Annotated in this window: 17 protein-coding genes; all 17 read right to left on the bottom strand. The window is 57.8% G+C overall.

Annotation, left to right across the window (positions count from 1 at the left end; genetic code table 11):
- Positions 1-4: 4 nt before the first annotated feature.
- Positions 5-1,597: a response regulator gene (locus tag ACAW74_RS23080; protein WP_370700610.1), complete on the bottom strand. Its 1,593-nt coding sequence runs from the start codon at positions 1,595-1,597 to the stop codon at positions 5-7.
- A gap of 313 nt (positions 1,598-1,910) precedes the next feature.
- Positions 1,911-2,261 carry a hypothetical protein gene (locus tag ACAW74_RS23075; RefSeq protein WP_370700609.1) on the bottom strand — a complete coding sequence of 117 codons (351 nt, stop codon included), beginning with the start codon at positions 2,259-2,261 and terminating at the stop codon, positions 1,911-1,913.
- A gap of 209 nt (positions 2,262-2,470) precedes the next feature.
- Positions 2,471-2,731, bottom strand: coding sequence for a YHS domain-containing protein (locus ACAW74_RS23070; RefSeq protein ID WP_370700608.1), 261 nt, complete (start codon positions 2,729-2,731; stop codon positions 2,471-2,473).
- Between the two features lie 11 nt (positions 2,732-2,742).
- Positions 2,743-3,654, bottom strand: coding sequence for a hypothetical protein (locus ACAW74_RS23065; RefSeq protein ID WP_370700607.1), 912 nt, complete (start codon positions 3,652-3,654; stop codon positions 2,743-2,745).
- Between the two features lie 10 nt (positions 3,655-3,664).
- Positions 3,665-4,720 carry a cytochrome-c peroxidase gene (locus tag ACAW74_RS23060; protein ID WP_370700605.1) on the bottom strand — a complete coding sequence of 352 codons (1,056 nt, stop codon included), beginning with the start codon at positions 4,718-4,720 and terminating at the stop codon, positions 3,665-3,667.
- Positions 4,721-4,765: 45 nt separating this feature from the next.
- The gene (locus tag ACAW74_RS23055) at positions 4,766-5,596 is read right to left on the bottom strand and encodes an MbnP family protein (protein WP_370700604.1); all 831 of its coding nucleotides are present in this window, start codon (positions 5,594-5,596) and stop codon (positions 4,766-4,768) included.
- A 257-nt stretch (positions 5,597-5,853) separates the two neighbouring features.
- The gene (locus ACAW74_RS23050) at positions 5,854-6,237 is read right to left on the bottom strand and encodes a hypothetical protein (RefSeq protein WP_370700603.1); all 384 of its coding nucleotides are present in this window, start codon (positions 6,235-6,237) and stop codon (positions 5,854-5,856) included.
- Positions 6,238-6,384: 147 nt separating this feature from the next.
- Positions 6,385-7,497, bottom strand: coding sequence for an LLM class flavin-dependent oxidoreductase (locus tag ACAW74_RS23045; protein ID WP_370700602.1), 1,113 nt, complete (start codon positions 7,495-7,497; stop codon positions 6,385-6,387).
- Between the two features lie 32 nt (positions 7,498-7,529).
- Positions 7,530-8,852: an APC family permease gene (locus ACAW74_RS23040; RefSeq protein WP_370700601.1), complete on the bottom strand. Its 1,323-nt coding sequence runs from the start codon at positions 8,850-8,852 to the stop codon at positions 7,530-7,532.
- A gap of 115 nt (positions 8,853-8,967) precedes the next feature.
- Positions 8,968-10,263, bottom strand: coding sequence for a YeiH family protein (locus ACAW74_RS23035; protein WP_370700600.1), 1,296 nt, complete (start codon positions 10,261-10,263; stop codon positions 8,968-8,970).
- A gap of 69 nt (positions 10,264-10,332) precedes the next feature.
- Positions 10,333-11,571, bottom strand: a complete 1,239-nt coding sequence (gene soxC, locus ACAW74_RS23030; RefSeq protein ID WP_370700599.1) for a sulfite dehydrogenase — start codon at positions 11,569-11,571, stop codon at positions 10,333-10,335.
- A 6-nt stretch (positions 11,572-11,577) separates the two neighbouring features.
- The gene (locus tag ACAW74_RS23025; RefSeq protein WP_370700598.1) at positions 11,578-12,165 is read right to left on the bottom strand and encodes a c-type cytochrome; all 588 of its coding nucleotides are present in this window, start codon (positions 12,163-12,165) and stop codon (positions 11,578-11,580) included.
- Positions 12,158-13,876 carry a hypothetical protein gene (locus tag ACAW74_RS23020; RefSeq protein WP_370700597.1) on the bottom strand — a complete coding sequence of 573 codons (1,719 nt, stop codon included), beginning with the start codon at positions 13,874-13,876 and terminating at the stop codon, positions 12,158-12,160. The genes ACAW74_RS23025 and ACAW74_RS23020 overlap by 8 nt, the downstream gene beginning before the upstream one ends.
- Before the next feature lie 11 nt (positions 13,877-13,887).
- Complete coding sequence (locus ACAW74_RS23015; RefSeq protein ID WP_370700596.1) at positions 13,888-15,312, bottom strand: DoxX family protein; 1,425 nt, start codon at positions 15,310-15,312, stop codon at positions 13,888-13,890.
- A 13-nt stretch (positions 15,313-15,325) separates the two neighbouring features.
- Positions 15,326-16,675: a RagB/SusD family nutrient uptake outer membrane protein gene (locus ACAW74_RS23010; RefSeq protein WP_370700595.1), complete on the bottom strand. Its 1,350-nt coding sequence runs from the start codon at positions 16,673-16,675 to the stop codon at positions 15,326-15,328.
- A 126-nt stretch (positions 16,676-16,801) separates the two neighbouring features.
- Positions 16,802-19,855, bottom strand: coding sequence for a SusC/RagA family TonB-linked outer membrane protein (locus ACAW74_RS23005; protein WP_370700594.1), 3,054 nt, complete (start codon positions 19,853-19,855; stop codon positions 16,802-16,804).
- 526 nt (positions 19,856-20,381) lie between these two features.
- Positions 20,382-20,804 (bottom strand): RrF2 family transcriptional regulator, encoded by a 423-nt coding sequence (locus ACAW74_RS23000; protein ID WP_370700593.1) that lies wholly within the window; start codon positions 20,802-20,804, stop codon positions 20,382-20,384.
- Positions 20,805-20,929 lie beyond the last annotated feature (125 nt).

Raw genomic sequence — 20,929 nt, 5'->3', positions numbered from 1 at the left:
GCGTCTAGGAACTGCTACCGTCGGAGGTGAGCGCTGGCTGCCTGACGGGCAGAACCACGATGAAGGTGGCCCCCTCGCCGACCTGGCTGCGGGCCTCGATCAGGCCGTGGTGTTTGTCGACATTCTTTTTGGCGATAGCCAGCCCAATGCCCGTGCCTTCGTAGGTGCTTTGGGTGTGCAACCGCTTGAAAATGACAAAGATCTGATCTGCGAATTTCTGATCGAAGCCGATGCCGTTGTCCTGCACCACAATACGGCAAAAGGGGCCGTCGGGCGTGGGTTGCCCGTCGATGGCTTTGGTATCAATGCGTTCGGCGCTGATGCGGATGCGGGGCGGCACGCCCGGTCGGGCAAATTTGAGGGCATTGCCCAGTAGGTTCTGAAACACCTGCCGGATACGCGTCGGAATGCTGTCGATAACGGGGAGCGCCCCCACCGAAACGGTCGCCCCCTTGCGGCTGATCACGTCGTCGTAGTCCACCAGCAGTTCATCGACGACCGCGTTGAGGTTGGTAGGGTGGAACGGCTCGGGTGCCGACAGCTGCGAATAGGTCAGCAGGTCGTTGATCAGGCTGGTCATCCGTGCCGACGACCGAATCGACCGGTCGAGGTAGGTGATCGCTTCGGGGTTGTCTTTCAGGTATAGGGACCTGATGGTGTCGTTGAGCAACTGAATTTTCCGCAACGGCTCTTTCAGATCGTGCGACACCACCCAGGTGAATTGCTGTAATTCATGATTGGTGCGCTCCAGCTCGCCGTTTTTCAGCAGCAATTCGTGGGTACGTAGGGCTACTTCCTGTTCGAGCAGTTCGGCGGTTTGTTTCTGCGCGTGGATGTCGGTAAACGTACCGATCCAGCGCATCACCGCCCCGTCCTGGCGGATGGGCAGCACCCGCAACAGATGGTATTGAAAGGTGTCTGTGGTGCGGTTCTTCAAGCGGACCTCCCGAACCAGCTCCGTGCCGCTGGCCAGGGCTGCTTCCCAATGGCGCCAGGTATCATCGTCGGGGTGGGTGTCGGGAAAAGCCGTGGCCGTAGTGGCGTACCGAAACCAGTGCTCGTTGACGTATTCGAGCTGACCGCCTGCGGTGGTGGTAAAGGCAATCTGCGGCAACGAGGCCAGCACGGTCTGTAGTTGCGCCACCTGCGCGGCCAGCTCCTGCTGAGCCTGTTTGCGTACCGCCACCTCGGCCCGAAGTGACTCCTGCGTGGCCCGGAGTTCCTGTTGCTGTTCGTACAGCTTCTGAAGCGTTTTGACCTTAAGTACCAGAATGTCCGGGTCGAAAGGTTTGGTCAGGTAATCGACGCCCCCGGCTGTGTAGCCTCTGGTAATGAAGCGCTTTTCCGTATTGACCGCCGACAGAAAGATGATGGACGTGTCGCGCGTTTTGCTGAAACCGGCAATAGCGTTGGCGACTTCGAAGCCGTCCATATCCGGCATCTGTACGTCCAGAATGATAACTGAGTAGGCCGTACTAAGCACTTTTCGAAGCGCTTCTTCGCCCGATTCAGCCGTGTCGACAGCAAACCGATGTAGTTCGAGAATCTTCTTTAAGGGTAAGATATTTTCCCGCCTATCATCAACAATAAGAATCATGGAAAGCGACTTGTCTGTAGGGAAGGTGTTGAGTAAATACGTCGTGAAGATAGAAGGGGATGAGCATACTCACTCCATTTTACTTGTGAAGTACTACGTAAGTCGCTACCGTTAAGGCGTTTTCGTCGGGATACTTATTCTCTGGCCCGTCGGCCGGCATACCTGCTGACAGGCTGAATGGCGGTACGTGTGAACAACGGCTACTCGGCCTGTAACCGATCTAAGTCGGCGATGAGTTGAGCCTTCCGGGGGGGCGCCGTCGTACATATAAAACGTACACCGATTAGTCATGGGCTGTGGAGATTGTTCATGGCTAATCGGTGTACGTTTTAGCGGCGGCAATGCTTTTCTTCATCTGGTCACGTACCTGCCTGATCTCAGCTTGCTGGGTTCTCAGGTACGTTAGGGCGCTGTCCTGGCTAAGTTTGGTCAGGGTATCACCTTTGTACCGATGCATCCAGCCCATCATGTGGTCGTCGGCCTGCCGCAACTGACTGCCGATGGTCAGCCCTTCGTCTTTTGTCGGTCCGGTAGCCTTGGCGATTTTCTCGGCTACCGCCCTGCGCAACTGGATCAGCTCACTCATGGCGGGCATGATGCTGTCGTGCAGCGCCATCACTTCTTTTTCCAGGTCGGCTACCGGCCCTTCCGTAACGGTGCTCATAGCTACGTGGCCATGGTGAGTAACCGTCTCGTTGTCAGTACTGTACGGCGAACAAGCGGCCGTGAGCAGGCATAGTGCCAGACAGGCCACCAAGGGTTTGTAACGTCTCATTTTGCTTGTGGGCGAAAACGGTAATTAGGGTGCAGTCGTTAGCCTGCCCAATTCATCGATGCGCAGAAAATGGGGTTGCTTCAGACTGACGGAGGCGGTCAGGGTTTGACATAAGCCGTTGGTTGCCGCTTGAAGCGTTCTTTACACAGTTTCGAGCAAAAACCATAGTGTTTCCCCGCGTAATGGGCGGTGTCGGCGACCGTCTCGGCTACGGCCATCTGGCAAACCGGGTCGACAGGTGAGGCCAGTTTGCTGGTAGGCTGTGAGGGGTGACTGTGTGTTTTTTTGCTCTTAGGGGTCGGCTGCGAAAGGGCCAACGTGCCTGACAGTAGCAGGCAAATCGCGATGAAGTGTTGCATGGTAAGGTATGTTAAAACAGGAAGGTGACGTGCGTACTCAATTGGTCGTTGGCCCGTAGCTCGCCTTCGGACAGGTGTTGCGCGATGGGGTGTCGGTAGCTTACGCCTACCGAGATTTTATTGAAATACACTTCGGTGCCCAGATTGAGGTGCGCCGCGTAGCCGCCCGTCTGTTTATTCAGCACGCCCTGATTGCTATCATGCCCGGCCTGCTCGACAAACAGACCTGCGTTGGGCATAATCGACCGGCTCCCCAAACTCGACAAATAAAACACCGAGGCCGAGGCATTGAGCCGGTTACCAAACCGGTACCCGTTGGGGTTAGTCGCCGTCAGCCGGTACGAGACGTCGGCGTTGGCCCCCCAGTTTTTATAGCGCGCCGTATAGATGGCGTTCAGCATCCAGTCGGTGCTGCCGGTGCCCAGCTGGAAATTGGCGTTGGCGACCTCGGTCAGGCTGTTTTCGTCGTACTGATACCGGCCCGTGGGCAGTTTCACGCCCCCGCCCACCAGCAGGTTGTGGTTGATCGTCCGCACGGCGTCGGTATCCATAAACGTGTTCAGCAGGTTATACTGCACCAGCGCCGATATGTCGCCAAGCCCCCGCAACGGCAATTTCTGCCCCGTCTTGAGCAGCGTCTGTTCGTTGAACTGATAAGGCACAAAGGCCAGTACCTGCACTCGTTTCAGCGGGTAAAAACGCCCCCAGAGCTCGGTCGTGCGGAAGGTTTCGCGGCTGCTCAGGTTCAGGCTGGTCAGGTGCGAGTTGTAGGAACCATAGCGGTAACGTACCCCCACAAAACCGCGGTGCGCCTGTGGCAGAATACCGAAAAAAGAGCCGCTGTTGCTACAGCCGCACAGATCGCAGGCCTGCGTTGGCAGGGCGAGGCACCCCAGCAACAGCATCAAGAAGTAGTGTTTCATACGAAGTGTATCAAGGCTCCACAAAGCGGGAGTCGCGTAAAAACTGATCGTCGGTAAGTGTTTTGAGAAAAGCGATAATCTGCCGTTTCTCGTTGGCAGTCAGCGGGATACCGGGCTTCAACTGCCCTGCTGGTTGTAGCAGCGGGTCGAGATTTTCGGTCGGCTGCACATTGTCGGCGTAATGGTCCAGCACGGCTTCGAGCGAATAGAACCGGCCGTCGTGCATGTAAGGCAATGTCTTCTCCACGTTGCGCAGGCTGGGCACCTTGAACCGGTAGCGGTCCTGCGGTAGCTCGGTGACGTGCGCGCGCCCCAGATCGTTACTTCCCTGAATGAACAGCCCGTTGTTGCGAAAGCTGTTGTCCGTAAATAACTCGCCCGCGTGGCAACCGCTGCACTTGGCCTTGAAGGCTGTGAGGCCCGCCCGTTCGTCGTCGGTAAGGGTGCCGCCCGGTTCCTTACGGACCCATTTGTCGTACCGCGAATTGGCTGATACCAGCGTGAGCATAAACTGCGACAGCGCCTGCAAAAAGCGGGGGCCGTTGATCGCTTCCGTCCCGAACGCCGCCTTGAACAGCGGTGGATATTTGGTGCTCTTCCGCAATTTGGTGATCACATTCGTCGATTGTTCGTCCATCTCCAACGGGTTCTCAATCGGCGCAATCGGTACCAGATCCAGGTCGTGTACGCCACCGTCCCAGAAGAATGTAGACGACCAGGCCAGATTCTGAAGCGGCAGCGAGTTGCGGGTGCCCACCCGGTTGTCGATGCCGTGGCTCACGTCGTGCTGATGGTGCGTAAACGCGTAGGCCTGATTGTGGCACTCGGCGCAGGCAATGGAGCCGTCGCGCGAGAGCAGGGCGTCGTAGAACAGGGCCCGCCCCAGCCGAAAACCGGCTTCAGTGGGTTGGTTCTGCTCAAGGGCATATACCGGCTGCGGGAAGTTGGCCGGTTGCTGAAACAACACCTCCGGTTGGGCGGTCGGCTCCGTTGGCTGGCAACCCAGCAGCGAGAGGCAACCGACTGTAAACCAGCCTATCGAAAACAGGCGCTTGTGTGCTTGCATAAGGCAACAGCAAGGCCCCGGCCACTACGGGCCGGGGCACTGGCATTACTGTTTTTCGTTGTGGACGTGGTCGACCTGGAACATGGTCTTGTAGTTGTCGGCCACCGGCCCGGCCACCGCCGGGCTGTGGATGGCGTTAGTCTTGGCCAGGCTCATCTTGGTGGGGCCGTCGAAGATAGTCAACACGTTGGCAAACAGGTGAATTTCGGGCGCGATGTTGCCGCGAACGGTGGCCGGGTTTGCGATGGGAACCGTCACGGTGCGCAGGTTGTTGGCCGTTTTGGCCGCGCCGTTCCAGCCACCACCGTAGCCGCCAACGTGGATCGCAAACGCCTGATTGGCACTGGCTGTCGTCGGGATTGCCGTCGAGGTACCTTCCAGTTTCATGAAGATGTAGCCCGAATTCCACGACCAGTACATGCCATCGTCGCCGTAGCTGGTAGGGTCGAGTACGCCCGTGCGTTCGGCCACCGGCGAGATGCTCTTGAGGCTATCGACCCCAACCATAAACGACAGTTCGGTGTAGTTACCCGACGGCACGTTTTTCAGCGTGATCTTCTGCGAACCGGCGTCGGTCTGCCGCACCAGAAAATACTGATTCGGGAATGTCAGCACGGTGCCGTTTTCGTTTTTCAGCGCGATGTTGCTGACGAAATAGTTGATTTTGGTAACGGCAAACGGTTCGCCCGCGGCATTTTTATAAGCAGGCGTGTTTAACACCAGTTTTTGATCGCCGACGCGATTCTCAAAATCAAGCGACACACTGTTTTTTACGTTGGGGTCAACCGTGTCGACGCTCTCTTTTGAGCAGGAAACCATCAGTACACCGGCCACGAGCGCGGTGCCCATTATTTGAGCAAATGACTTGGTAATCATTTAGGTACGAAAGAAAAAGCAATTGATTGTGAACGGGAAAAGAACGCGCGGGAAGGGCCTGACTCGCGGTTGCGAATCGGCAACACATGACTGAGAGATAGCCTGTGAACAGCACGCTATGAGGCTGCCTGTAGGCCATGAAAGAGCCTAGGGCAACGTACCTGAACGTACCTGACGGATATACAGCGAGCGGCTACCCTGCACTAGGATAGCATGAGCCGAGGTTAGCCTATACAGGCAACCGTAGCAAAGAAGGATCAGGCCAGGCTGACGGGTGGATGAAAAGGGGGCGCCAGACAAACGCCATACGTACCCAACGCGTAGGCGAAGCGGGGCTTGGGTTGCCGGGCCGGGGCGGCTAGCGCGAATGAGAAGGCAATGACATCGTCCCAGAACAGCTGGAGAGCAGGGATTTTCTGCACCCGTTCGGTGGTTTCCTTGTCCTGCCGATCCTGCTGGGCTTTCAGCTTTTTGGCGAGGTAACATTTACCGTCGCAGTGCAGATCGGGGCGGCTGCGGTTTTCGCAGAGGACGCGGGCGATGTAATCCTTATTGAGCTGGTAGTAAGCAATGGTTCCCCACGGACTGATGCTGGGGAGCATCGTCGCAATAAGCAGGAGATAAACCAAGGCCTGTTTCATACCGCCGCAAAAGTACAGACGGACGGCCAATTAGTAGGGCAGGGTGTACAGATTTATGCGCGCCTTGCAATCAGGTAATCGTGACGTTCTGGCTGACTACTCTTACAACAGACGGTTGCGAATTGGGCGGGCTCGCCAGTATATGAGTCAACGCTTAGGCGGAAGCGGGCGGTTGGGTAGGTGAGGCAATACCAGCCGGGCAAACCAGCCGGCTTCGTCGATGAGCGGATAGCCCGAGAAAATAAACGCCCGGATGCCCATGTCCATGTAGCGGTTGATTTTGTCGATGATCTGATCGGCGCTACCTACCAGCGCCCCGCCAGCGCCCGAGCGGGTTTTGCCGATATCAGTCCAGAGCAACGGCTCAACAAAGCCATCGGCATCGGACTGGGTACGTAGTTGATTCTGCCGTTGCACCCCCAGCGACCATGAGCTTTGTGACGCATTTTTTAGCGCCAGTCCACGAACCGGGTCAAATTTTGACATGATGTGCCGCGACCAGGCCCGGGCTTCTTGTTCCGTTTCGCGCACGATCACATGAATGCGTAACCCAAAATCAATTGTACGGCCGTAGTCGGCGGCCCGTCGAGCAACGTCCTGCATGGTTTCGTAGAGCATGTCCTCCGTCTCGGGCCACATCAGAAAAACGTCGCAGTAGCGGGCGCAGAGGTCCCGGGCTCCGTCTGATGTACCGCCAAAGTACAGCATGGGTCCTCCGTTGTCGTGGTAGGGTTTGGCGGGGGCCGCATCCAGGCTGATCCGGCCATACACGGGCCCATCGTGCTCAATGCGGGGTTGGGTCCAGGCCTGTTTCAGGATTTGAATCGTTTCGGCGCAGCGCTGATACCGCAGTTCGGCCGCTTCCCGATACCCCGGCAGGTCGGAGTTGATGATGTTGATGGCCAGCCGACCCTGAAGCATGTGGTCGAGTGAGGCCAGCGTACGGGCCAGCATCGGCGGGTGCAACTCTCCGCAGCGAATTGCCGTCAGTAGCTTGATCCGGTGCAGCGCTGGTGCAACCCCGGCGGCGAAAGGAATGACTTCCTGCCCCACCATAAATGACGTTGGTAGCAGCAGGTTACTGTAACCCAGACGCTCGGCTGTCAGCGCGATATCGCGGCAGTGGCTAAAGGTTGCTTTGGCAGGGTCGCGAATACTCAGAAACTCAGTGTCTTCGCCGCACAGGTCTGAAAACCAAGCCACCTCGCAAAGGCGCTCCCTGGTTCGGTTGGGTACGGCGGTTATGGGTTGATGAAGCATATCAAGAGTAGAAAAGCCAACGTCGGGGCTGGTCAGGCGGGGCGGTTGACCCGGCGCATGACTACAAAAATAAGTAGCCCGGCAACGCCGGTGATCGTTACGTCGCGGGCTTCACGGGCCGAGCTATTGCTCAACAGCCAAAGGGATAGCAGTACTGCTAGTCCCGAGATTGCCCAGCCGCCCACTACCTGGAATTGTGCTGGTGGCAGTGTCGGCATATCCATGCCACCTTGTCGCGCGTCGCGCCAGCGGAGCGTTGGCAAGGCAGCGCTGGTCAAGATAAAGTAAGCCAGGCGAATGATCGTGCTGAGGGTTAGCGCATACAGGAACGTACCTGTCAGGGCGAGCACCAACTGTAGCGACGCCGTGACCAGAATGGCCCGGTGCGGCGTGTGAAAGCGGGGATGTGTAGCGGCCAGCCAGCGCGGGAGCTGTTCTTGCTCAGCCATGGCATACAGGAGGCGGGGGGCCGTCAGCATCAGCGCGTGGAGCGTACCCAGCGCCGTCAGCAGTGCAACCACACTCACCACGTAGGCCCCGGTACTGCCTATGAACTGACCGGCCGCATCGGCCAGCGGGCGTTCCGACTGCGCCAGATTCGGAAGTGTACCGATGCACACGATCTGCACGGCTATAAAGAGGACGGCTACCGTACCAATCGCCACCAGTAACGAAAAGGGAACCGTGCGTTGCGGCTGCTGCACCTCACCGGCCGGAATTGCGGCCACATCGAACCCCGAAAAGGTGAATATCAATAGCAAAACGGCCTTCGAAAAGGGCGCATAATCAGGCCGCGCAGGCAGGCTGAAGGCGGTGGGCTGTACAAAAAACAAGCCGCCAAGAGCAAAGCCGCCGATGGCCAGCAGCTTACAAATGGTAAAGAGCGTGTTGACCCGAGCCGACCGCTGTACACCCACATAATTGAGTAAGGCCAGCCCGGCAACAAGCCCAGTCATCAGGAGCGTTCGTTCGACACCCTGAGCCAGTTGCGGTCGAAACAGGGCGGCATAGCTGACGAAGAGGTTACAGATCGAGGCAAAGCTGGCAATCCGGGAAAGCCAGAACAGCCAGCCCACTTCGAAACCCACCAGTGGCCCGAAGGCAACGCGGGCATACAGGTAGGGGCCACCGGTACCGCTAAACCGGCTGCTGACCTCGGCAAAGCACAGGATAATCAGCGTGACCACGGCCGCACTGACGATATACGCGACCAGACTCCAGGTGCCGACCAGATCGTACAGTTTGGCGGGCAGGCCCAGAATACCCGCGCCGATGGTAATGTTGATGATGAGCGCGATAAAGTCGAATCGACGAATGCCGCGCACTAAACTCGGCGGGGTTGGACTGGCTGACAAATGTAGAGAGGATGTAAAACAACGAGCACCCGACTCGCTGGGTACGTCTGGCAGCATGCGCCAGTTTAAAGGTACTCGGTCCGGGGCTACAGACAGTCGCTACGGGTGGTTAAATCTAGCCAAATAGCAGGTAGGCGATGGCCAGGGTGATAACAATGTTGAATCCCTGCGCGATCAGAAATGCCCAGAGTGGCCGTCGGTTATCGGCGTTGATGAGATCGGCAAACCGGGTTTCCAGCCCAATACTGGTGAAGGCCAACGCAAACCACAGCCCTTGCAGGCTTTTTAGGCTGTCTTTCACCGACGCGATCGCGGTCGAAGGGAGTACAAATGAAAACAGCAGGGAGGCCGCCAGAAAGCCGAGAATGAATTTGGGAAAGCGTTCCCAGATAAGACCGAACTGCTCCGAGGTGCCGGTGGGTTGTTGGGTAGCCGGGTTGTTCGTTCCTTTTTTCGTGTAAGTCCAGTATAGGCTGATGGCAAACGCCGCCACGCCCAGCAGCACGTTCTGCGAGAACTTAACGATAGTGCTGATTTTCAGGGCCGCTTCGCCCGCCAACGAACCCGACGCGACTACCGCGCCCGTTGTGTCGATGGTACCACCCAGCCAGGCTCCCGTCACTTCGGGCGAGAGACCCAGCCCCTGCGCGGCCCAGGGCATCAGCAACATCATAGGAATGGCCGTTATCAACACCAGCGAGATGACGTAGGAGAGTTTTTTAGAATCGCCCTGAATGGCTCCTGACGTAGCAATGGCCGCGGATACGCCACAGATCGACACCGCCGACGCCAGCATCATGGTCAGCTCCTCATCGACGTTCAGGCGTTTGGCCACCCAAAAGGCAAAATACCAGACGGATAGTACCACCAACAGGGCCTGTATCAGGCCTAGCGATCCGGCTTTCAGGATATCGCCGAAGATGACACTCGTGCCCAGCAGCACTAACCCAATTTTTACCCAGAGTTCGGTCGACAGCGCCGCCGAGAGCCACTCGGGAAGCCGGGCCAGATTTCCTACGGCCAGACCAATTGTAAGGCTGAAAATGACGGCTTCGAGGTTGAGGTCTTTCAGGGTTTTATTGCCCGCGAGCAGAAGCGCCACCACGGTCAGCCCAAACACGACCGGGAAGCCCAGCAGCATGGTGCGGAGTGGTTTGCGGAGCAGCGCCGCACCCGCCAACGCAACACTGTAAGTAAATACAAACTGCCCCAGCACCGCCATCAGGTTGCCGGGTGCAAAGACTTTCGTGAGCAATTCGTTCGGGTGATTCCAGCCAAATGACGGTGCCGGAACGATTAAGCCCGCCAGCGAAACGGCAATAATCAGCAGCCCCAGCGCCACCACGGTCCAGTCTTCGGTGAGAAGTGGTGCCCGACGGCTCGCCTGCGGCAAGGTTGTTGGTACGCTCATAAGAAGCTTATTTACGGTTGTAGCCCGCTGATTGGGGCAATGGGTTTGTGTATATCGGATGAATGACGCTTATCGCCAGTTTTCCGGTTTGTGCAAGACCTGCCCATCGGCCTTCACCAGCCAGCTGGTAATTGGGTTGAGGTGGTAACCACCCATGTCGGACCCGCGGGCGTCGAGTAGCTGACGAAAGGTGGGCTGCACGTAGCCTGTTTCGTCGGTCACGCGGCTCATGATCTCGGTGGCGGCCCCATTCCACTGCCACAGGTGCCGGAATCGCACATGCGCTTTGTCGAGTACCGGCTCGTCGACCTGCGCCAGTTGCCAGCTGTTGCCGGCGTCGGTGCTGACTTCCACCCGAACGACCTTGCCGCGACCACTCCAGGCCAGCCCACGAATTTCGATCCAGCCGCGTTGCACCTGAACAGGATAGGCTGGGTACGTAATGATGCTGCGCGCATCGATGTCGAAGCTGAACTGGCGGATTTTGCCGCCCTTGATGGTTTCGGAATATTTGGCCGTTTCTTCACGCGTTTGCCAGGGGGCATCGCCAAGCTCCAGCCGCCGGAGCCATTTTACGCTGGCGTTGCCTTCCCAGCCGGGCAGAAACAGCCGCACGGGATAGCCCTGTTCGGGGCGGAGAGCCTCGCCGTTCTGAGCGTAGGCGATGATGGCGTCGTTCCAGCCCTTGGCAACGGGTATGCTCCGCGTCATGACGGCGGCATCGCCGCCTTCGGCCAGAAACCAGCTTGCGCCCGGTTTAACCCCTGCCTCCCGAAATAGCGTCGACAGCCGAACGCCCGTCCATTCACTTTGGCTGGTCAGTCCGCAGATGTCCTGCGGGGTCATGGTCTCTTTACCCGTGCGAAAGTTGCCCGAACATTCCAGAAACGCGATGCGCGACACGCCCGGAAACCGCTTCAGATCGGCCAGCGAAAACGTCGTGGGGCGTTCGACCAGCCCGTGAATAACCAGTTCATACTTTGCGGGATCGATGACCGGAACGCCGTTGTGGTGCCGTTCAAAGTGCAGATCGGAGGGCGTAATAATGCCGTGGAAATCTTGTAGAGGCGATCGTGACGAGATGTCAGACGGGCTCTTAACCAGCTTTTCAAAGCCCGAGCGCGTACCCACCTGCCCCGGCGGGACACCCATCTGCTTGGTGGGGTCGTCGGGTACGTCGGGCAGGCCAATCTGTAGCCCTCGGGTAAACGACGTCTGAACAACGGCGACGGCCGCGGTGGCCGCACCGCCCAGTAGGGTTCGGCGGGTCAGTTTCGGGGTGTTGTTACGGGGTTGCTCGTTAGCCATAGCGTACTAGTGAATCTCGGGCCCGCCCCGCCGATCGTCGGGAACGAAGCGGGGTTGGGCGGGCATCGTTACGGTCGGTAAAGTGCGGGCGTTCAATTCGGTTTTTTCGTCAATCAATCCGTTGGCATGCAGCAGATAGGCCGTTAGCGCGTAGACCTCCTTATCGGTCAGTGAGCCGGGTTGATTGAACGGCATGGCCCGCCGGATGTAATCGAAGACGGTGGTGGCGTAAGGCCAGTAGTTGCCGATGGTTTTTTCGGGGCGTTTACCTGCGGTAGAGTTGGTGGTCACCAGCGAACCGTTCGGCCCGCCCACACCACCGGGGCCGTGGCAGGCGGCGCATTTGGCCGCAAACAACGTAGCCCCGGTGGTCGCCGTACCCGATCCGGCTGGTAAACCCTGCCCGTCGGGCCGAATGGCCGTGCTGAGCTGAGCGATGTGTGTTGATGAAGCGGGTTTACCAAAACCGAATCGGGCGGGAAGTGAGTCGGTTACCAAACGTACCTGAGCCAGGTGGCTGGGCTTGTGTGGCGGTGTTATCCAGCCGCACAAGCCCAGCGTCAGTGTGGTCGATAGCCAGACCGCTTTACTCATAGAGGCCAGCTTTAAGTGTGCTTTCCGACAGGGCGTAGTTCCGTTTGTAACGATCCAGCACGACGTAGATCGAATCCCTACGCTCGTTTAACCCCCGCAGAATAACCCGGTTGCCGCCATCCTGAACGGTGTAGGCCAGCACCATCCGGTTGCGTTTGGTCGGTTTGCTTTCGGCCTTGATGCCTTTGGTCCGGCGCGTCGAGCGAGCGATGGGGTCAATCTTCGGATCTTCGGGGCCAATAAGGGCCTGTACGTCTTTAGGAATGAAGGCAATCGCTTCCAGTGAGTCCCGCGTGGCTGTGGCTTTGTCTGCTTTCGCCGACGGTTCGTTGGGGCCGGCCGGGCGCGCTCCCTGCCCACCGAGGTCGCGGTTGTTGACCAGAAACTCCCGGTTTTCCTGCGGGCCGCGTTCGGCATTGCGGGCGCCCCGGTTTTTATCCTGCAAGTACAGCACGTGATGCACCGTATCGGCCTCGTAATAGAATACGCGCTGTCCACCGGCTACGCCCGTCAGCTCAAACGTCCGATTGATGTCGCGCATGGGCGCGCCGCCGCCGTTGGAAAGGTCGAGTTCAACAGGTTTGGCCGTTTTGAAGGTCAGCGTGGTCCAGTTTTCAAAGGTCGCCTGCTGCCAGCGCGTCGTGTCGGTGGCCGATTCGGGCAAGGCCTGACCGTTGAGTTTAAACTCGCTCACGGCATAGTTGCCGCGCAGTTCTTTCAGGCCCTTCTGGGCGGGTTGTTTGTAGGGGTCATAGCGGAAGTTGACCCATTGCAGCCAGAAAAGCAGGCCCAGGAAGATACCGATTGTGGCCGTTTTCAACCCGACGCGCACGTATTGCTGCCAACCGGTAAAGACGGGAGCGAAGTAAGCGGGTACCGTGAGCCGCTCCTCGATGAGCAGTTTGTACAGGTCTTTTACGTAATAAATCAGCAAAAACGCGCTGAGCAGCACGAAGTACGAACTGTAGACGTGCACGCCTCCGTCGTAGGCGAGATTGACATACACGATGTCGGCGAGCGCACCACAAAGCAGCACGGCACCCCAGAACGTGGTGGCCCGGAAAAACAGCAGCGCTCCCGCTGCCACTTCGACCACACCCGTGAAGACCTCGTACCAGGGGACAATGCCGATGCTTAGCCAGTAGATTTTCTGGGCGGTGAGGTCGCCGAAGTCAGTGTTGAGAACACCCAGCGACGGATAGGGCAACTGGGTGGGCATGAGCTTGGTAAACCCAAAACCGATGATGCCGATACCCGCCCGGTAGCGCACCACCACCCGCAGCCAGTAATAGAGCCATTCGTAGTTCAGCACGTCGCGTTTTCGCCAGGTTACCACCGCCGTCCAGACACCACCGGCTACGATGGCAAAGGCCAGCGTGATCAGCCAGGTGGCGTAACCGTTGAGCGTAGAGCCGAACAGCCGGTTGCCAAACAGATTGAGACCGGAGCCAAAACGGGCCACGTCGTAAAGGTCGCGGTAGTGCAAATGCAGCCAGTTGAGCGACAGCACGTTTTTATACCAGCTCCAGTCGTTGGGCAACGACATGGCGACAAAAAATACAAAGGCGATGCGGAAGAGCACGTTCTGGGTGTTAGTCCAGCGCCGTTGCGTGATGACTTCGCGGGGGGCAGCCGTCGTTGGGTACGTTGGCGCGTCGGCGGGCCGTTTGCCCAATTCGATTTGTTCGGGAATAAGGTTGTACGTAGCCATAAACACGTGGATTAGAGGGTGAGAGCCCCGCGCCGACCCGCTTTGGCGGCTTCCTGCAACAGGTATTTTTTGGTCACTTTGGTCAGTTTGGCTTCAATGGCATGCCCCTTTGCATCGGTGCCCGACAGCAGGAGGGTGCCCTCGGTGGGCCGCGAAATCGTGACGTTGCCCACCAGCAGCGCATCGGCCTGATTGGGTCCTGTCAGCGTCAGCGTCGTCTGGTTGCCCGGCTGGGTTTGCCCGGTGGTGTAACGGTAGTAATGCCGACCCTGCGAGCCCGCCCGTTCGTAGTCGCGTTGCGCATCGCTGGTTGGGAGTTCTTCGGTATTGGCTTCCTGCAACGCAACTGGCTGATTGGAGCGGATGCTCAGCGTATTCCAGGTTTCAAACACCACGTCCTGCCAGCGGGTCGGGTGGGTTTTCGAGTAGGGGATAGGTTGCCCGTCGGTGGTGAACGTATCGACCCGGTATAGCCCGGCTGCACCCGGTAGACCCGGTGTCTGAGGCAACCGAAGCTGCCCGCTGCGGGCCGTGGTGAAGCCATATAAACCGACTACCAGCACCAGAAAAACACCTTTCAGCACCAGCCGGGCGGTTTGTTGGGACTGTGTGAGGGCGAGTGTCAGCCGGTTGGGTTGTGCGGGCGCTTCGAGCGACACCAGCCGGAATAACCGAACGGCATCGTGGCCAAATAGGAACAGCCCGAACGTGAGCAGCAGGCCACTGTAAACGTATTCGCCGCCTTCGTAGGCGAGGTTAGAAAAGAAGACATTGCCCAAAAACGGCAGCAGAATCAGGGTGCCGATAACGGTCGTTTTGCGGTTCAGCAGCAGCAGGCCACCCAGCACTTCTACCGATCCGAGAAACGATTCATAGCCGGGCACGATACCCAGCGAAAGCGAAAACAGTTTCCAGGCTGAATGATCGCCGTAGGCTGTGTTGAGGTTGCTCAACGAGGGTAGCGGAGCCTGAATCGGGAACAGCTTGATGAATCCGTAAGCCAGCACGGCCAGCGCCAGCCGATACCGCACCGCCACGCGCAGCCAGGCATATACCTGGTTGTCGAACTGGTGGTTGCGGCTGCTGGCATTCCAAAGGAACGTACCTGCCAGCGCCAATAGGGCTATTGCGCCCCAATCTGTAAACGAAGGCGTCGGGCCGAAAAAATGCGGCGCGTATTTCGACAGATCGAACAGGTAACTGGTGTAATTGAAAGGCCCCTGATCGCCGAGTCTGAACAGGTTCCTGATGAACGTGGCATCGATCGGCAGGAGTTGGATCCCCACATAGAGCAATATGAACCGGAAGAGCGTTGTCTCAGGTACGTTCCGTTTACCGGGCTGGAGCCGTGGCGCGGCCGTTCGGGCTTCCCAGGCAGGGTGTGGCTCGTTATAAGCCCATTCATCGGCCATTGTGTCGCTGATTCGTTTTGGCATGATCGTGCGTTGTTTAGTAGCCAGGATTTTGGGTTAATACCTTATCCGACAGCAGTTGCTGAACCGGAATGGGCAGGATGTAACGGTTAACGTCGGTCAGGCCGAAGACAGCGCCGGCGCGGCCCGTCCTGACGACGTCGAACCAGCGGTGGGGTTCCAGCGCAAACTCGACGCGGCGTTCATTTTCAATCGCCAGCAGCAGGGCGTCCTTGGTAGCCGTGGTGGTGCTGGTGAGCGCGGTAAGCCCGGCCCGATCCCGAACGGCGTTCAGGTCCGTGAGGGCGTCGGTCGTTTTGCCCTGTTGTGCGCGGGCTTCGGCCCGGATCAGGTACGCTTCGGCAATACGGAAGATGTAGGACGGGTCGGAGGCCGGGTTTCGGTAATAGAGCGTACCGTACCAGCGGTTCTGGTTGTCTTTGGCCACCAGCACCGAGCGATTACCGCCTACAGCCGGGTCATTCAGCAGGGCCACGAGGGCGTCATTGGGTGCCCACTGCCGGGTGCCGCCGTTGGTTTGCGGCTGCCACTGCCCCCGGTGGCTGTTTACCTCCGTCGTGCCGTTGTAAAAGATCTCCCAGACCGATTCGGCCGTGCCTCGGGCATCGGCCAGGAAAAAGGCACCGTAGGGTTTTAGCAGGCGGTAATTCGTCGCATCGGTAATGAGCCGCCCGGCAAAATCTTCGGCTTTGGCCCAGTCCTGCTGGTAGAGGTAGTAGCGCGCTTTGAGGGCATAGGCCGTTTTGCGTGTTACGCGGTAACGGTCGGTGGTAGTGGGCAGCAGGGGCTCGGCCGCGTCGAGGTCTTTGATTACCTGCGCGTAGGTCTCGGCCACGGTGCTGCGCTTTATGCCCAGATTATCCGTTGGGAGAATCGTCGGGTTTGTGATCAGCGGTACCCCGCCGAAGGTGCGGGCCAGATCAAAATACGCCAGCGCCCGGATGGCGTAAGCCTCGCCGAGGTACTGGTTTTTCAGGGCCGTTGTCAGCGCAGGGTCGGTGACAGCGGGTACTTTAGCCAGCACGTTATTGGCCCGGTTGATGGTCCGGTAAATGGCGATCCAGGCGGCGCTGATCGTCGAATTATCGGCGTTGACGCGCTTGTTGATAAACTCCTGTACCTGCGACTGCGACCCCGTCCACTGAATATTGTCGCCCGACAAATAGCCGATGGACTGGAAGCTGGTGCCATAATAGTCGCCGCTACCGAGAGAACTGTAAACGCCCCGGAGTGCGGTCAGCGCCGAGTTCTGGTCGGTGATAGTCTGGGTATCCGCAATCGATTCGAGGGGTTTGACGTCCAGGAAGTTGGTGCAACTGCTGAGGGCAAGAAGCACAAGTGCACAAGTGATTTGACTTAATTTCATCGGAATAAGTGGATTTTCCTCTGTACCCCCCGCCCTAAAGGGAGCCTTGCTTGCGCTTCCAGCTTTGCGTCAGTGTAATCCAGCGCAAGCAAGGCTCCCTTTAGGGCGGGGGGTATTGGGGCGGTTTTAAAACGTCAGACTGATACCGCCCTGAATACCAACGGGCTGCGGGGGCGTGCCGAGGTCGATACCCTGGGCGTTGGGGTCGCTGCTGGCGCTCGATTCGGGATCGAGTCCGGTGTATTTCGTGAGCAACCACAGGTTGGTGCCTACGGCATAGACGCGCAGGTTCTGTATCCCTACCTTCTGCGTGAAGGTGGTGGGGAGGGTGTAACCAACGGTCAGTGATCGCAGCCGCAGGAAGGAACCGTCTTCGAGCCAGCGGCTGCCGCCGTCGCGGTAGTTATTAACATTGATACCGTCGGGGCGGGGTACGTCGGTGATATCGCCGGGCTTCTGCCAGCGGGCCAGATTCGAGGCGAAAATGATGCGGGCGGCATCGCGGGCGCCACCCCCTTCGCCGAAGAACCGGTTGTGGTTATAGATGGAATTGCCGTACTGAAAGGCGAAGAAGAGGTTCAGGTCGAAACCCCGGTAAGTGACGTTGTTGGTCAGCCCGCCGAACAGTTTGGGCCATATGCTCCCTACAATCTGCCGGTCATCGACGGTGATCTTGCCATCCTTATTGACATCTTCATACACCGCGTTGCCCGTCTGCGGATCGACGTAGAGCTGCTTATAGACCCAAAACGAATAGAGGGGCGAGCCCTGCTGTTGCAGAATCAGCTCCCGGCTGCCATAGCGGAGCGGATTGGCCAGTTTCTCGATGTTGTTGACGTTGCGCGCCAGGTTCAGGCTGGTGGTCCAGGTGAGGCCGCCCCGTTGAATATTTGTCGTGCTGATGGCAAACTCAAACCCCCGGTTGCTGATTTCGGCGGCATTGCTCCAGTACTGGCTGAAGCCCGTGGTGCCCGGCAAGGCCAATTGAATCAGGCCATTGGTGGTGTATTTGTCATACAGGTTCAGCTCCAGCCGGATGCGGTCGTTGAACAGGCCGATGTCGGCGCCCGCGCTGAACTGCCGGGTACGTTCCCACTGCAAATCCGGGTTGCCGAGTTGTTGAGGCGCAATACCGGCGCTACCTTGGTAGCCGGCGCCACCCGTCCAGAGACCCTGCGCGGCAAAGTTGCCGATGCCGTTCTGGTTGCCCGTCACCCCCCAGCTACCCCTAATTTTTAACTCGCTGAGAAAGCCGATCTGTTGCAGAAAGGCTTCCTGCTTGGCCCGCCAGGCAACCCCCACGGAGGGGAAGTAGCCCCACTTGCGCGACGCACCGAATCGGCTGCTGCCATCGGCCCGCAGGCTGGCGTCGATCAGGTAGCGCCCGGCGTAATTGTAGTCGACTTTGCCGAAGAACGACGCCAGCGTGCTCTTGCTCCAGTTCTGCGACGCTGCCGTGGTAGCCGCCGACGAAATCTGGGTGAAGCTGTTATTGGCGAAGCCACGCCCTTCCGCGTAGGTACGGGTCAGCACGTCGCTTTGCAGCGTATTGCCGACCAGCACGCCGAATGAATGACGGGCCCCGATCCGCTGCCGGTACGTAAGCGTTTGTTCGTTGAGCCAGGTCGTATACTGGCTGACGCTCGACGTTGCCAGGCCATTCGGGCTGCCCGCGATCAGGAGCGAATTCCAGTATTCCGATTCGTTGTAGTTGTTGTAATCGATACCCCAACTGGTACGAAACTTCAGACTGGCCGTCGAATTACTCGGTAGGAGCTGGGCATCGGCGTACAGGTTGCCGATATAGCGCAGGCTGGTCGTGTTGACGTTGTAGTTGTCGAGCAGCAGGGTCAGGTTATCGAAGCCAGCGCGGCCAACCAGCACACCCTGCTCATTGACGGGCGACAGGTACGTTGGCGTATGAAGCGCGGCCTGAAGCAGCCCACCGGCGGGGCCATCACCGGCACGGGCCTGATTGCGGTACGTGCGGGTAAAGGTGTTGCTGACGCCTACCTGCACCTTATCGCTCACCTGCTGGTCGAGATTGACTTTGAAACTGGCGCGGCTAAAATCGACCGGGCGGATGATGGCCTCCTGGCTGTTGTAGCCCGCCCCGATGTAATACTTGGTCGTCTGGGTACCGCCGCTCAGCGACAGATCGTAGTTGCGCAGTTGGGCCGTGCGGAACAGCTCGCTCAGCCGATCGTAGGTCTGTTGCTCTTCGGGCAGGCCGCGTCCCCCTTCGGCTACGGGCCGGAATGGGCGATTGGCGAATGTGCGGTTGAGCGAAGGATCATCTTTTCCCGTGTTGATCCACCATTCGTTGACCAGCGTGGCGTGTTCGGGGCCGGTGGTGAGGTCCCACAGCTTCTGGGCTTTAGCAGCCCCCGCCGAGGCATCGAACCGGATGGTGGGCTTCTGGCCGAAAGCCCCCCGTTTGGTCGTGATCAGGATCACCCCGTTGGCGCCCCGCGACCCGTATAGCGCCGTGGCTTCGGCGTCTTTCAGCACCTCGACACTTTCGATGTCGGAAGGGTTGATGTCGGCGATGGGGGAGGTTGCTTTGCCGCCCGTACCGATTGTCTGAAGGCTATTGCCGTTAATAAACACCCCGTCTACCACATAGAGCGGATCGTTGCTGCCGTTGATGGAGGTGGCGCCACGTACCCGGATGTTGGTCCGCTCGCCCGGCACGCCCGTGGCGGAGGAGATCTGCACGCCCGGCACCTTACCCTGCAATTGTTGATCAAAACTGCCAACGGGAATGTTCTTCGTTTCGGCGGGGTCAATTTTGGTGATGGAGCCGATCAGGTTTTTTCGCTCCATGGTGCCGTAGCCCACCACCAAAACTTCGCTGAGCTGTTTGGAGTCGGTGGTGAGGCTGACCTGAATCGTGCTTGTTTCAGCAACTACTTCTTTTGGTTCATAGCCAATGAAGCTGATTACCAGCGTGAAAGGAAGCTTTTGGCCGGTTCGTAGATTAAAACGACCGTCGACGTCTGTCGTGCCCCCGTTGGTGGTTCCTTTAATGACCACCGTGGCGCCGATCAGGGGTTCTTTTGTTCGCTCATCGGTAATACGACCCGAAACGGTCGCATTAATGACAGGTCCATTGGGCTGAGCCTGAGCTATAAACGAAATAAATAGGCTTAATCCCAGCAGGAATATACCTTTTGTCATTATTTTGTAGTGGTTACGTGAAAAATGAGGGCTGCCAGGCCCTTGTTTAGTACCAGCCGGAACGGTTGCCGCCGTTTCGGCTTTTTTATGTCATCCCGTCTGGTTGCCGCCAGAAAGGATGGAATCAACTCGCATAACAGATGGCCAAATCGGGATTGTCGCCTGCGAGAAAATCGTGTGTACCGCAGTGGTTAATCGGCCCTGGGTACGTTATTGCTGTTCGTTCAGACTAGTTCAGGTACGTTGGCTGGCCAGCTGATTTCGTGCATTTCGTTTGGTGCATGTTGTCATATTCTGTGTTGTGTTTAGTGCCCTCGACGATGCCGAAATCTCGCCTACGCCCAACAAGCTGCTGGGATTAAGAAAGGGCTTTAACCTCGAATAGACCATTAATCCCTCGTGTAGATAGACTAATAGTACTTATAATCTATTGATATTGTAGACTTTACAAAGAAAGTATACTGATACCGGCACTTCCAAATTTTAAGGAAAGAATTCTGAAAAAGAGGAAGGCTAGGGTATACGCTTAGAGGTGCTCAGTCTCTGTTAGCTCGCGCAGGCTGACGTTTTCGTAAACCGCCAGATTGGCATCGCGTACCCGTTCCATGATCGGCCGGAGCCTACATGTTTCTTCATCGACGCAGTCGTCGCAGCGTACGTAGAAGTGTTTCGACACGCAGGGGGTGGGGGCAATCGGCCCATCGATGATGCGCAGCACCTGTGCCAGATTGATTTTTTCCGGATCGATCCGCAACATATACCCACCTAATTTCCCTTTCTGACTTTGCAGTAATCCGTGGTTACGGAGGTCGAGTAAAATGGTCTCCAGAAAGCGCTGGGGGATGTCGCCCTGGGTAGCTAACCAACTGATCTGCACCGAGCCTTTGCCATATTGCTCGGCCAGTTTTACCAATGCCTTCAAGGCATACTTAGCCCGCTTCGAAATCATAGTCAGCTAAAAAAAAAGTGCTCAGAATTTGGAAACGAGTGCAATCTACTACTTTCTTTGAAAATCCTATTAAATCAATAGACTATAAGTACTAATAGTCTATCTACAACCGGGACTATTGGTAC

It is taken from the genome of Fibrella musci (genome assembly GCF_041321105.1).
Classification (GTDB): Bacteria; Bacteroidota; Bacteroidia; order Cytophagales; family Spirosomataceae; genus Fibrella; species Fibrella musci.
This window is presented reverse-complemented; position numbering and strand designations above follow the sequence as displayed.